The 13571-nt window shown below is 54.1% G+C and carries 14 protein-coding genes; 5 read left to right on the forward strand and 9 right to left on the reverse strand.

Going from position 1 to position 13571, the window contains the following annotated elements:
- Nucleotides 1–34: 34 nt before the first annotated feature.
- Nucleotides 35–1228 (reverse strand): MFS transporter, encoded by a 1194-nt coding sequence (locus ATW55_RS14445; RefSeq protein ID WP_067719513.1) that lies wholly within the window; start codon nucleotides 1226–1228, stop codon nucleotides 35–37.
- A gap of 110 nt (nucleotides 1229–1338) precedes the next feature.
- Between ATW55_RS14445 and ATW55_RS14450 the strand changes: the two genes are divergently transcribed.
- Nucleotides 1339–1845 (forward strand): CcdC family protein, encoded by a 507-nt coding sequence (locus ATW55_RS14450; protein ID WP_235587153.1) that lies wholly within the window; start codon nucleotides 1339–1341, stop codon nucleotides 1843–1845.
- Nucleotides 1846–1947: 102 nt separating this feature from the next.
- Nucleotides 1948–3258 carry a C40 family peptidase gene (locus ATW55_RS16915; RefSeq protein WP_235587154.1) on the forward strand — a complete coding sequence of 437 codons (1311 nt, stop codon included), beginning with the start codon at nucleotides 1948–1950 and terminating at the stop codon, nucleotides 3256–3258.
- A gap of 94 nt (nucleotides 3259–3352) precedes the next feature.
- Here ATW55_RS16915 and ATW55_RS14460 read toward each other — a convergent pair whose 3' ends face one another.
- The gene (locus ATW55_RS14460) at nucleotides 3353–4813 is read right to left on the reverse strand and encodes a Na+/H+ antiporter NhaC family protein (protein WP_067719519.1); all 1461 of its coding nucleotides are present in this window, start codon (nucleotides 4811–4813) and stop codon (nucleotides 3353–3355) included.
- Nucleotides 4814–4919: 106 nt separating this feature from the next.
- Between ATW55_RS14460 and ATW55_RS14465 the strand changes: the two genes are divergently transcribed.
- A complete protein-coding gene (locus ATW55_RS14465) occupies nucleotides 4920–5684 on the forward strand; it encodes a TVP38/TMEM64 family protein (protein WP_067719523.1) in 765 nt (254 codons plus the stop codon).
- Here ATW55_RS14465 and ATW55_RS14470 read toward each other — a convergent pair.
- The gene (locus tag ATW55_RS14470; protein ID WP_067719526.1) at nucleotides 5587–6546 is read right to left on the reverse strand and encodes a D-2-hydroxyacid dehydrogenase; all 960 of its coding nucleotides are present in this window, start codon (nucleotides 6544–6546) and stop codon (nucleotides 5587–5589) included. The two genes, ATW55_RS14465 and ATW55_RS14470, sit on opposite strands and share 98 nt — an antisense overlap.
- A gap of 87 nt (nucleotides 6547–6633) precedes the next feature.
- Between ATW55_RS14470 and ATW55_RS14475 the strand changes: the two genes are divergently transcribed.
- The gene (locus ATW55_RS14475) at nucleotides 6634–7479 is read left to right on the forward strand and encodes a mechanosensitive ion channel family protein (RefSeq protein ID WP_067719530.1); all 846 of its coding nucleotides are present in this window, start codon (nucleotides 6634–6636) and stop codon (nucleotides 7477–7479) included.
- On the opposite strand, the gene ATW55_RS14480 is transcribed toward ATW55_RS14475, so the two are convergent.
- Nucleotides 7397–7912, reverse strand: coding sequence for an NUDIX hydrolase (locus tag ATW55_RS14480; RefSeq protein WP_067719534.1), 516 nt, complete (start codon nucleotides 7910–7912; stop codon nucleotides 7397–7399). The two genes, ATW55_RS14475 and ATW55_RS14480, sit on opposite strands and share 83 nt — an antisense overlap.
- A 122-nt stretch (nucleotides 7913–8034) precedes the next feature.
- On the opposite strand from ATW55_RS14480, the gene ATW55_RS14485 reads away from it, so the two are divergent.
- Entirely contained in the window at nucleotides 8035–8436 is a 402-nt protein-coding gene (locus ATW55_RS14485; protein WP_067719538.1) for a DUF2203 domain-containing protein, read from the forward strand.
- 100 nt (nucleotides 8437–8536) lie between these two features.
- On the opposite strand, the gene serC is transcribed toward ATW55_RS14485, so the two are convergent.
- From serC to ATW55_RS14510, 5 genes are all read right to left on the reverse strand, one after another.
- Nucleotides 8537–9634: a 3-phosphoserine/phosphohydroxythreonine transaminase gene (serC, locus tag ATW55_RS14490; RefSeq protein WP_067719542.1), complete on the reverse strand. Its 1098-nt coding sequence runs from the start codon at nucleotides 9632–9634 to the stop codon at nucleotides 8537–8539.
- Nucleotides 9635–9756: 122 nt separating this feature from the next.
- Entirely contained in the window at nucleotides 9757–9993 is a 237-nt protein-coding gene (locus ATW55_RS14495) for a hypothetical protein (protein WP_067719547.1), read from the reverse strand.
- Between the two features lie 61 nt (nucleotides 9994–10054).
- Nucleotides 10055–10693, reverse strand: coding sequence for an MBL fold metallo-hydrolase (locus tag ATW55_RS14500; protein ID WP_067719549.1), 639 nt, complete (start codon nucleotides 10691–10693; stop codon nucleotides 10055–10057).
- 52 nt (nucleotides 10694–10745) lie between these two features.
- Complete coding sequence (dtd, locus tag ATW55_RS14505) at nucleotides 10746–11192, reverse strand: D-aminoacyl-tRNA deacylase (RefSeq protein WP_067719552.1); 447 nt, start codon at nucleotides 11190–11192, stop codon at nucleotides 10746–10748.
- A 57-nt stretch (nucleotides 11193–11249) separates the two neighbouring features.
- Complete coding sequence (locus ATW55_RS14510) at nucleotides 11250–13565, reverse strand: RelA/SpoT family protein (RefSeq protein ID WP_067719555.1); 2316 nt, start codon at nucleotides 13563–13565, stop codon at nucleotides 11250–11252.
- Nucleotides 13566–13571: the final 6 nt, after the last annotated feature.

Below are 13571 nucleotides of genomic sequence, written 5' to 3' on the forward strand. Positions count from 1 at the left end.
GGCCGTCAGTCAACTCCGAGCGCGCATAGACCCTTCACGGGATTGTCACAGACGAAGCGCGCAAACTCCGCGCGCGAAGAACAAAAATCGCGACGATCAGGAGAAACGTTCCCGTCATGACAAAAACAGTGTCAATATGAAAGAGATCGCCGACATAGCCGCCGATGAGCGGTCCAAGCAGTGTCCCCATCTGATTGAACGTCTGTGAGATGCCAAACGCTCTTCCGCGAAATGTGTCGTCTGTCTTCTCGACCGTCAACGCATTGAGTGCGGGATACACGGCACAAAAAAACATTCCATAAAAAAAACGAATCGCGCCAAACCCGAAGACGCTGTGAAAAAAGATCTGCGCGATATTCCCGAGTGATCCGCCAAGAAGTCCGATCAAAAGCGTCCTGCGAAATCCCTTGCGATCTCCATAACGTCCCCAGATCGGGCCAAACACGATCCCTGACAGTCCCGCAACTGAAAAGACAATTCCGGTATCAAGAGAAGCGTTCTGCACAGGGACACCCAATTGAATGACATAAAGCGGCAAAAGAGGCTCAATCGTCATGATTGCAAATGACGTGATCATCATGGCAATCAACACAGTGAGCAGTCCGCGGTTTTTTACGGCGAGCGAGAAATCGCCGACAATACTGATTTTTTTCTCCGATGGGACAAAGTTTGGCTCGCGCACCCAAATGATCGCAAGAAGCGTTGAGATGGCTACGGATGCCCCTGCGATTAAAAATGTGTTTTGATACGAAAACGCATGGCTTAGAATTCCGCCAAACAACGGTCCCAGAATGCTCCCGGTCGCCGTCGCCGTCGATAGGCTGGCAAGCGCAAAACCGACCGACGCTTTAGGCGTTGTGCTGCCGATAAGTGCTGTGGCACTTGGAATGTACCCACTTAACAGACCCATCAAGACACGGATCAAGAGCAGTTCGACAGGTGTCTTGACGAACGCCATCGCGGCGTAGAGTACCGTGAGGGCGATCCCCGAACGAATCAGCATGGGCCGTCTGCCATAGCGGTCAGCGAGCGCGCCCCACACCGGAGAGATGAGCGCTCCAGCCAGAAAAGACGATGAAAACACAATCCCGCTCCACAGTCCGATATTTTGATGAATCCCAAGTTTCACAAGAAAAAGGGGAAGAAACGGGATGACCATCGAGTAACTGGCCGATGCGACAAGTGAACCGCCTAAAAGAATGTAAAGATTTGCTCGCCAAGCTTCCATTGTGCTCCCTCTCTTTATCATCCACATTGAAACCGATCGCAGTCGTGGAGTATCATGGGCTTGCTGGGGAAATCTTGCCCAGCGCCTTCATGAAACAAGGAGCGATGTGTGTGTTATCTGGACAAGCGGCTCAATGGATAAGTACGATCGTGATCATCGCGTTTGCGCTCTCGGTCATCGTGATTCGCCTGCGCGCCGCACGGAAACCGACGAACGCCAAAAAAATTCTCATCCCGCCACTCGGTATGAGCACTGGATTTCTCATGTTTGTTACTCCACTGACACGCGTGCCTCTCACCTATGCACTCGCGGCTCTGCTTGTCGGTGTTCTCTTTTCTATTCCCCTTATTGCATCATCAAAGCTTGAGCGGCACGGTGGCCAGGTCTACCTCAAACGCTCGCCCGCCTTTATCGTGGTTCTTCTCGTATTGCTGGTGATCCGCATTGCACTGCATGGATACATCGAAAAATATATAACGATTCCACAGACAGGCGGCATCTTTTTCATTCTCGCTTTTGGAATGCTTCTGCCTTGGCGCATCGTTATGTACATGAAATACAAGCGCTTCTTAAAATCGTTCGAAGCGACCCCCGAACTGCGCGAGAGCAACGCCTGATCGCCTTACTTCATAATTGCCTGAATCGACCTTTGCGCTCAGCGCATAACCAAGCCAGCTTTACCCCACTATAATAGCAAATTCAAAGTGGGGGTGGTTAGGTTGCCTTCCGATTTAAAACGCAAGCGATCTATGCGCAGAATGCTTGCCGTATCCGCGATCATGGGTCTTAGTCTGGCCGGATGCGGCTCGTATTCCGCATCGACATCAGGCGCCCTTCCCGATCGCGTCGCGCGGCCGCTGAGCCAAAACACTGGCCATCGCATGTACCATGTGTATCAAACGCACTACGACTCGCCTTCACAGACGGTCTACATTTATACCAAACGGATTCCTCACGGCCCTTTATCGGTCGCGACGTACAAATCGCTCGGAAGCGAGCACACATTGGATATGGCTTCCCTGCATGGTGTTGTTAACTTTGCAACATCACAATATCCAACGTCAAAGGTTTCCCACATCATCGTGATGAACGAAGAGTCACCCGAGCGCTATGGGCAGGTAGCAAACGCGCATAAAGATAAACCCACTGTCAACGCGGGTGGCGCACTTCATCTCACACAGGGCAATCTCGCACCGCACCGCTCGTTTGAAATGATCGCACAAATTCCTGTCCCCAGTGATCCGATCCACAACGCAGGCAGCAGTTTTGCGCCGTCTAGTCAAGCAGGCGCCGATGCGTATGGCGCATACGGCATAAATCGCACGTACCGTTCATGGCACCCCTACAACTCTCATCGCTATGGGGCGAATGACTACCGCGGCCAGTACGGCGCAAATCATGGTGCAAATAACCAACGTGGTTCTACCGCAGGCTCTGGCACTGCGAAAAGCGGAGCGACGACCACGGCGCCAAGCGGCCATGCGACATCCGGAGCGACGACCACGGCGCCAAGCGGCCATGCGACATCCGGGGCGACGACCACGGCGCCAAGCAGCGCAACAAGCGTCCCGACAAGCTCGATTCCCATCCCGCCCCCCGGTGTCCATCTTGATCCAAACATCGTACCCGCCGCCGGCGTCAACGCGTCCTATGCCGCAAAACTCGCAGCGGTTGAATCTGTCGCCGAGAGCAAACTCGGAACACCCTACATTTGGGGACACAACGAGGATCGCGGGCAATACGGATTTGACTGCAGCAATTACACAGAATACGTGTTTCACCACGCACTTGGCTACCTCATGACAACATCTAGCAAAGGCCAGTATCTGTACGTCGGTGTCAAGGTTCCACTGAGTGCGATGCGCCCAGGCGACTTGATCGCGTTTGACAGCGGAGCACATGTTGGAATATTCATCGGCAATGGACAGATGATCCAGGAGGGTGGGGGGCTTGGTAAATGCGGTTACTTGCCGCTCACACCAACATCCTATTGGTACCATCACATCTCTGCGGTCAAGCGAATGTTCTAGACTCTCCAAAAGATTTGCCAAAAAGCCGTCGCAACGCATGCATACCCGCGTGCCGCGACGGCTTTTGTCTATTTAGCTGCTGCAAACGCCGTTATCAAGCAAACATCCCCGCAACCCCATAGAGAATTGCCGAGATGGCGCCTGCAATCGCTGTGGAGCGCAGCAGAGAGCGTGCGAGTTTCATGACGGGCAGTTTCATCACCGTTGCCATCGCAACCGTGTTGTCGCTAAGCGGTGAGGCAAAACCGCCCAGTGTCCCGCCGGCAAACACGGCTCCTGCAATCAGCGGCAAGGAAGCGTGCATGGCCAGACCAAGTGTGAAACCAAGCGGCATCATGATGCCCCATGTGCCAAACGATGAGCCGATAAAGTAAGAGAGAATCGATCCCAGAACGAATATGGAAGGCGCAATCAACATTTTTGGGATGAGATGGCCCACGGTTTGTGTGATGTATTGTGAAAAACCCAATTGGGTCGACACGTACGACACTGCCCAGACGAGAAGAAGAAGGACAATGACTGGCATCATCTCGTTGCCTCCCGAGATCGCCCCGATCATCAAACGGCCGATCTCCTGCTTGCGAAACAGATAAAAAACCAAAGAGAGCAACACCGTGATGAAAATTGCGGTGATCATCGCCTTTGCCGCATCTGCGTGCAAAAACGCCTGAAGCACACTGCGCTGTGGCGCACTGCCATTCAGGTAGGTCAACACAAAAGTGAGGATCAACAAGAGGACAATGGGAAAAACAAGGTGCAGGGCGGACGGTTTTGCCCGCTCACTCCATATATCAAGCGGTTCGCGCGGATCGTCTTCTGGGATCGCCGTCACCGCGTCAGGCGCCCCTGACACGACAGGCTCGGGCAACGGCCCGTCTCCTTCATCCGCTGAAATACCGTGCGCACTGCGGCGCACACGGAAACTTCGCAGTGCACCGGCGATGAGGATGACCACTGCAAAAAAATTGAACGGCAGGCTTGTGAGAAAAAACGGATACGCATTTGTCGCGACACCCGCATGTTTGAGCGAGACGGCGAGCAATCCCACCATGTACCCGACAAACGCAGTTCCAATGGGAACAAGACTGATCAGCGGCGTTGATGTCACGTCAATGGCATAGGCGAGATCGTAGGGCTTTATATTCAGCCGCCGTCCGACCTCTTTCATGATCGGCGCGACCGTGATGATGCGAAAGTCAGGCGCCATGAACGTCGCCAGGCTTGAGAGCCACGTGATGGCATAGGCCGAACGCGCCGTGCGAATGCGCGGTTCAAGCCATGTGGCGATACCGTGCACTCCGCCTGTGATGCGGATGAGCCCGACGAGAACGCCAAAGAGATAGAGGAACACGACCAGATGGAGGTTTCCCGTCACTTGCATCTCCTGGTAGAGGTCCGTGAGTGCTTGATCGAACATGTGAAACAGAGAACCTGTCTGCAAAAAAGCACCCGCAAGAAGTCCCGCGATAAGCCCCGGAATCACCTGCCGGGTGATCATGCTCACGGGTATCACAACCGCAAACGGCAATAGCGAAAGCCACCCTGGGTGTATCATCCCATCCCTCCTCACGCAAGTTTTTGCGCCAAAAGGGAAACCTATGCATACTTGGATGGATCACGCAAAGAATGCCCCATCCCGCAAGAGAGGCGATTTCACAACAATGGCTGCTACCAAACAAAAGCGCGGGACGACCCTGGGATGGACAATTGGCACCCTGGCCCTTGGCATCGCATCAGTCTTTCTCTATTACCGCTATCAACACGACGTCTCCCCTTTCATTCGCCACGCAGGAGTCCTGGGGCCGATCACCGCTGTCATTTTGATGGCTATTTTATGTATCATCCCGTTTCCGGCCGAGTTCTTGATGGTCATCGATATGCAGGTGTTTGGCGTCTGGTGGGGTATCCTTTGGGTCTGGCTCGGCGCAATGCTCGGGGCGTGGGTCACGTATCTGATCGCAAAACGCCTCGGCGAGTCGTTTGCGCGGCGGTTCGTCTCGGAGAAGCATCTGAATAAACTCAGCGACATGGTAAAACGCCATGGGGCCATCGGCCTCCTGATGGCGCGCATGATTCCTCTGATCCCATTTGTCGTCCTGAATTATGCAAGTGCCATGCTGCCCGAGGTGCACTTGCTTACCTATCTCGTCACGACAGGCATCGGCATCATGCCGTATGACCTCGGCGCGGCACTGCTTTTTTTAGGCTTTTCGAAACGTTGGCTTGAATGGATCATCGCAGGCGGAGTCACACTTGTTTTGATTTGGCTGATCACACTCTATTGGCAGCACCGCCATCGCGAAGAACGCCGCAAAAGCCAGGTTCACCTCAATAGCCAAGCGCAGCATCCACAAGACCTGCAAGCGGCTCCCCCGCGCGATACCGCGCGACGTTTTCGAGAAACGCGCCGACGACCTCTTCCGTAAGCGACGGACCCGACACGTGCGGCGTGACGGTAACACGGGGATGCGTCCAGAATGGGTGGTCTGACGGCAACGGTTCGACGGTGAACACATCGAGGATCGCACGGCGAAGGCGCTTTTCCTGAAGCGCGATGAGCAGCGCTTCTTCATCCACCAAATGTCCGCGCCCGACGTTTATAAGTATGCTTTCCGGCTTCATCGCGGCGAGCACGCGCGCATCCACAACCCGCTCTGTCTGTGGCGTGAGCGGCAATGCAAGCACGACCGCGTCGCACGACGCGACAAAAGCCTGCCAGTCGTCGGCACCATACTGCGAGTCAAGTCCTACGACAGGCAACTGGCGAAGGCTCAGACCGTGCACGCGCATGGAAAAAGCGCGCGCCATGCGGGCAATTTCGGCGCCAATCGAGCCAAGCCCCGCCACGCCAAGTGTCATACCGCGCAGTGAGCCCGTGCGCTTTTGTTCCCAGGCGTGCCTCTCCTGCGCGTCGCGAAACGCATCATAGCGCTTGATTTCTGCGAGAAGATGAAGAAAGACATACTCTGCCATCGGAGCGCCAAACTGTTCAACAATGCGCGCGACAGGCACCCGCTTCAAAACCCCTGAGCGCGCCGCGTCTTCCACCCCGGCTCCCATCAACTGGACAAACACCGGCAGTGGCTCATCGGCCGCGACGTTTACAAGCAAATCAAACGGATAGCGCCACGCAAAGAGACAGTCAGCCTGCGCCTGAAGCGCCTGCGCCTCTTCTCGATTGCTTGCTGTGATTACCTTTAAATCCGGCGCACGCCGGATGAGTTCTGCCGCATAATTCGCGACGGACGTCTCGTGATAGACAAGAACGGTGCGAACTGCTCGTGCCATGTGATGCCCTCCATCCATGTAAAATTCGAAATGCGCCATGGTTGTCTGGTATGATGAGAAAAACTGAACGCCTTAAGGAGGGACACCATGCCTTACTCGCTTTGGCGCTCCGTGCTTACAAACGGCCTTTTGCTTCTCATCGCAGCCCTGCTTACGAATCTGGCGAGCAGTTTTTTCGCGCAACTTCCCATGTCGATATGGTATCACCATCTCTTGAGATACGGTATTGCGATCCTCTTTAGCCTCATCGGCTTTCGGCTTGTCCGTCGCATCGGTCCGCACGACGTATTTCGCGTTCAACACGGCCAAAGTCACGGCGAGACAGCGCGCGCCATCGAACAGCGGCCCTTGTTGGTCGCGGCGAGAATCCTGCGCTTTGTCGGCTACATTGTCGTTTTGCTCATCGCGCTCAACACATTCAATATCAACGTGCAAAGCCTTTTGGTCGGCGGCGCGCTGACGGGCGTCATCCTCGGCATTGCCGCACAGTCCACACTTTCAAACCTGTTTGCCGGACTGCTCCTGCTCACGCTCCGCCCATTCACGGTCGGTCAGAAGATCAGCTTTCGCTCCTCATTTTTTAGTTCTGTCGAGTACACAGGCGTGGTGATCGACATGAACTGGTACTACACCGTCATTAAAGACCAGGGGCGTGAAGTGAAACTGCCCAATGCGGCGGTAATCGTCTCAGCCGTGGTCGTCCATCACAGTCAGGAGGACCAAAAATTCACGTTTGCCGTCCCGCTCACACTCACGCTTGACTCGCTCACAGAAACGCTAAAAAGGGTTTCCGGGCGCGAACTGCCCACGCGCATCACCGATCTTTCAAGCAGTGGCTATCATGTTGAAGTCACGTGTCCCGCGGATGTTCGTCCAGACCTTTTGCGCTGCGCATTGCTTGAAGCCACGTCTGCGCTTGGGCAAGAAAGCTGAGCTGTTCTTTCGGCAGATCGACAGGAAGTTCCTCAAGCGTGAGAAAGCGAAAATCGTCCACTTCCGCGTTTGCGACAAATGGATCCTGCGCTTCTAACTCACATAAAACAGCGATGTCAAGCGTTGCATACGCCTCCGTGACCGCCAGGATCGCGAGTGGCTTCACGCGGATGCCCGCTTCTTCGCGAAGTTCGCGCAATGCTGTTTCAAATGGCGCTTCGCCCCGTTCTTTTAAACCGCCGGGCAATCGCCAGGCGCCTTTTTTTCGATAGGTGTGGTGCAAGAGCAACCATTTTTCTTCTTTATTAAAGACGACAGCAACGACGCCGACGACATATTTTTTCTTGACAAGATAGATTATCAGGCGCGTGACAAAACCTGGTAAAACTTTCACAAGCTTGATTGTCCATCTCTTTTGCCATGAATCGCCCACCTACAAATTCCACCTTTATGGGGACTGCATGTGGATTGCGCAGGGCATGTCCCGTATACTACTACCATTGCGACAAAACGGCGCGTGAGCGATGTGAGGATTTTTGATTCAGGAGGTTACCTGTGACAAAACGTTATTACAGCGTGCGCGAGGCGAATGAACGCCTTCCTGCGCTGCGCGAACAGATTAAGGAGTTAAAGCAGGCGCGTGAAGAGATCACCATTCGTCGCCTTTCCATCGAGCGAAAAAAGCGGGAGATCAAATCCGTTACGCCAGACCAATTTTTCTTAGAAGAGGCAGAAATAGAATTCATGTTGATTGCGGCGCGGCAGCAGATTGACCACCTTGAGGCGCAGAGCATTTTTATCAAAGACATCGACGCCGGACTGATCGATTTTCTTACAAAGATCGGTGACCGCGAAGGTTATCTCTGTTGGCGAAACGGCGAACCGAGCGTGCGCTTCTGGCACGGGATCGAGGAAGGATTTTCAGGGCGCAAACCGCTTTTTGATCAAGAAATTTGACCCAACAGGGCCACCCGTCTGCGAACAGCCCTTTTGAATTCACCCTCACGGACCTGTCGCGCCCATCGTTTCTGTCTTGCGCGACAGGCGCGCGCGTGCTTTACCCATTTTTTTGTGCAAAATCGCGCAACAAATCGCGCAACGCGACACACGCAGCGTGCGGAACCGCATTATACGTCGAGGCGCGACAGCCCCCGACGGAGCGATGCCCCGCAAGGCCGAGGAACCCTTCCTGCACGGAGCGCGCCACAAACGCTTTTTCAAGTTCCGGCGTCGGCAGGCGAAATGTGATGTTCATGAGAGAGCGGCTTTCTTTTGCCGCGTGACCGCGATAAAATCCTTCACTCTGATCGATCGCGTCATAAATCAGCGCCGCTTTTTCTGAATTGCTGTGCGCAAGTCCGTCGACACCGCCCTGACGCTTTGCCCACTGCAACACGAGCGAGAGGACATAGATGCCAAATGTCGGCGGAGTATTGTAGAGTGAGCGACTCTTTGCATGGGTCTCATAACGCAGCATCGTCGGGACATCCTGCGCTGCATGCAAAAGAAAATCCTTTCTGGCAATCACCACTGTGACGCCGGACGGCCCCAAGTTTTTCTGGGCTCCTGCATAAATCATCGCAAACTTCGATACGTCAACCGGACGAGAAAGGATGTCACTTGACATGTCTGCGATAAGGGGAGTTCCATTGCCCTCTGGCAGCGTCGCCCACTGTGTACCGTAAATGGTGTTATTGCTCGTTACATGCAGGTACGCGTCTGCCTCGTCATAGACGATCTCCTGAAGTGTGGGAACGCGCTGGTAATTTTCCTCGCGGGTGCTCGCCGCGATACGCGTCTTGCCAAAGCGGCGCGCCTCTTCCTCCGCCTTCTCCGACCAGGACCCTGTCAGCAAATAACCCGCCTGTCTATCCTTTGCAAGGAAGTTCATCGGCAGCATCGCAAATTGCAGGCTCGCCCCGCCCTGAAGAAAGAGCACCTCATAATCGTCAGATATCTGCATTAACTCGCGCAAATCACGGATCGCTTGGTCGTGCACATCCTCATAGACCTTCCCGCGATGGCTCATCTCCATGATTGAGAGTCCGTGTCCCTGAAAATCGACGAGATGCTCTCTCACTTCTTCGAGTACTTCTGTCGGAAGCGCTGACGGTCCCGCATTGAAGTTAAACGTATGTGCACGTTGATCTCCCACTCATGGTCTCTCCCTTATTCGCCCATCTCTCTTGTATTCCATGCATTATACTACAAACTCTCCGCAAGCAAAGCAAAAAACCCGGAGCGAACCGCTTCGGGTTGCATTTTTGCCAACACGCTTTACATTGGGCCGCTTCCCGACGAGATTTCCAGACGGTCGACCGCAATGCGACGATAAAACAACTCTCTCACGCGCGTTGCATCCGATTGCAGGTGATGAACACGCACATGGCGCATCATCGCCATCGGAATCACGACCGTTTCGGCAGATCCTGTCGCGAGTTCCATCAGTTTTTGTCTCATTTCATCTGTCATGGCAAGCTCCACATGAAGATGACCGATACGGCTGCGTTGCACGAGGCGTCTCCCCTTTCTCTTTCCCCTACACCATACGTAAAGGAAAGCGGGCTGGTGCCCGTCAGGACCGCCCAAATTGGAAGAAAGGATTGACTTGCCGTTCCTCGCCGATCGTCGTATCAACGCCGTGGCCAGGATAGACAATGGTTTCATCGGGGAGCGGCCACAACACCTCGCGAAGCGCGCGCTCTAAATCAGCCGGATTCGAAAAAGGCAGATCCGTGCGCCCGATCGATCCGGCAAACAAGGTGTCGCCCGAGATGAGCACACCCTCGCGCGCCTCATAAAAAACCAGGCTGCCCGGACTGTGCCCAGGAACCAACAGCGCCGTAAAGCGATACGGGCCAACTTCAATGACCTCGCCGTGCTTGATGTAACGATCGGGCTCGCGACAGGTGACGGTGACACCAAAAAAAGCCTTGCCTCGGTCAGGCGCCGCCTTTAAGACAGGCAATTCATTTTCGTGCGTATAAAGTGCCACGTCATACCTGACGCGCGCGTCGTCATTGCCAAGGACGTGATCGATGTGACAATGCGTATTGATTATCGCCGTAACATGTAACTGATTCTGTGCGATGTACGCATAGACGGGAGACATGTCTGTACTTGAAGGATCGATCAGCAAGACATCGCCGCCCGGAACCCCAATGACATACGTGTTCGTATCAAAGGCGTTCATCGAAAAAGATTGAATGAGCATACATCAGACACCCCTCTCACAGAGCAAAAATGAACTCGTGCACGCCTGCTGGTTATAGGTGTGCCGTATCAAGCACGATCGTCACCGGCCCGTCATTGACGAGTTCAACATCCATCATCGCATCAAACTGCCCTGTTTGCACGATCAGGCCAGATTGCGCCAGCAATTCATTAAAGCGTTCATAGAGTGGCAACGCCTTTTCCGGGCGGGCCGCGTCGATAAAGCTGGGGCGACGGCCTTTGCGCGCATCCGCGTACAATGTGAATTGTGAAACGGAGAGAATGTGCCCACCCACATCAAGCAGGGAGTCATTCATTTTTCCGTCAGGGTCTTCAAAAATGCGCAGATTAAGAATCTTGTCTGCGAGGTACGTCAGATCAGGTTCCGCGTCCGTGTGCGTAAACCCGACGAGAAGCACCACACCTCGGTCAATCTCTCCGACGGTCTGCCCGGCGACCGTAACACGCCCGCGCCGCACACGTTGCAGTACCACACGCATTCTTCCGATCACTCTCCTCTTTGCCCATCTTTCTCTGTGTATCACAAGCACCGTGCTCTATTGAATGACACGTCGCACTGCGTAAATATCCTTGACGCGCTTGATCCTGTCGACAACGGCTTTGAGATGCTCTGTGTTGCGAATCGCGATGCTAAGATGAATCGTCGCCATCTTTCGCGAATCCGCCTTTCCTGTCACCGCCGTGATATCCGTGCGTGTCTCCACCACGGCGTTCATCACTTCATTGATCAAGCCGCGCCGATCAAGCGCCGTCACTTCGATATCCACATTGTAAGCCTGTCCCGCCGTATTGTCCCACTCGACTTCAATGATGCGGTTTCCTTCTTCCACCATCGCGAGAACATTTGGACAGTCTGTGCGGTGCACCGAAACACCGCGACCGCGCGTCACAAACCCGACGATCTCGTCACCTGGAACCGGATTGCAACATTTAGAGAAGCGGATCAAGAGATTGTCGATCCCGCGAACGTGTACGCCGATCGGGGTCTTCGACTGACCGCGCTTTTTTTGCTCACGCTCACGGTCTGCGACAAGCGGCGTCACGGGGAGTTCCCCGATCGAATCGATCACCTCTTCTTCTTTACGCATGCGATCAAGAATACGCGTCATGATCTGCGCCGCAGACAATGCGCCGTGGCCAACAGCTGCAAACAGGTCATCCGGTCTTGAAAAGTTGAACTTCGTCATCGCTTCGCTGAGATGCGCCGCGATTACCGTATGCGGATCGAGTTTATGCTTGGCGATCTCCCGTTCAAGGAGTTCGCGCCCCTTTTCCACATTTTCGTCGCGCCGCTCGCGCTTAAACCACATGCGAATCTTGGCGCGCGCCTGGGAGGATTGCGCAATCTTCAACCAGTCTTGACTCGGGCCATACGACAGCTTTGACGTGAGGATTTCAACGATGTCTCCCGTGCGCAGACGTGTATCAAGTGTGACGATGCGACCGTTCACCTTCGCGCCAACGCAGCGATTCCCCACATCGGTGTGAATGCGATACGCAAAGTCAATCGGGCATGACCCTGCCGGAAGCTCAATCACCTGACCTTTTGGTGTAAAGACGAACACTTCATCCGAAAACAAGTCAACTTTGAGCGTCTCCATAAACTCCTGCGCGTCACGAAAATCCTGTTGCCACTCCACCATCTCGCGAAACCAGGCAAGTTTCTGTGCAATCGAACCGCTCGGGTCATTTGGATCGACACGTGTAGGGTCCTTGCCTTTGTCTGATGCAACCTTCTCGACAGAAACCCTTTCTGTGCCTTTGTCTGACGCTTTCTCCGCATAGCCTTGCTCTTTGTAGATCCAGTGCGCCGCAATTCCGTACTCTGCCGTTCGGTGCATCTCCCATGTGCGAATCTGGATCTCCACCGGTTCGCCGTTTGGTCCAATCACCGTCGTGTGCAGGCTCTGATAGAGATTGGCCTTTGGCATGGCGATATAATCTTTGAAACGTCCCGGAACGGGTTTCCACATCGTATGGACAATCCCGAGAACGGCGTAACAGTCTTTGACTGAATCGACAATGACGCGCACCGCGAACAAATCATAGATCTCGTTGAATTCTTTATGAAGTTCGGTCATCTTGCGATAAATGCTATAAATATGCTTCGCACGACCGCCAAGGTCTGCGTGGACAGAGAGTTCGGCAAGCTTTGAGCGCAGATCATCAATCACCTTTTGCACGTACGTCTCGCGCGCCTCGCGCTTCTTGTCCATAAAATGCGCGATTCTGTAGTAATAGCTTGGGTCAAGGTAGCGAAGAGAGATGTCTTCAAGCTCCCACTTGATCGTGGAAAGACCGAGGCGGTGCGCGAGCGGCGCAAAGATCTCAAGCGTCTCTTCCGCTGTTTTGCGCTGTTTTTCCGGCGGACGATACTTCAGTGTGCGCATGTTGTGGAGGCGGTCGGCCAAACGTATGAGTGCAACCCGAACATCTTTTGCCATCGCCAAAAACATCTTGCGCAAGTTTTCTGCCTGCTGCTGCTCGCGGCTCTCAAAACGCAGTCGTTTGAGCTTTGTCACGCCATCGACAAGGCTGCGAATCTCACCGCCAAACTGATTGGCGAGTTCTTCGTCCGTAACCTTCGTGTCTTCCACCACATCGTGAAGAAGCGCCGCCGCAAGCGTGCGCGCGTCAAGGTGCAGATCCGCCAAAATTTCTGCCACAGCGAGTGGATGTGTGATATAATCCGCGCCCGAGCTCCGCTTTTGTCCATCATGCTGAAGCGCGGCATAGTAATACGCGCGTGTAAGCAGCGCCCGCTCCGACTCATTTAGATACGGCGCTTTCTCAAAAAGCGATGTGACAGGCGAAGACGAATCCGCCGCTTCAAGTTCTATCTCCGAGCTCATCCATCC

It is taken from the genome of Ferroacidibacillus organovorans, from assembly GCF_001516615.1.
Taxonomy (GTDB): Bacteria; Bacillota; Bacilli; order Alicyclobacillales; family SLC66; genus Ferroacidibacillus; species Ferroacidibacillus ferrooxidans_B.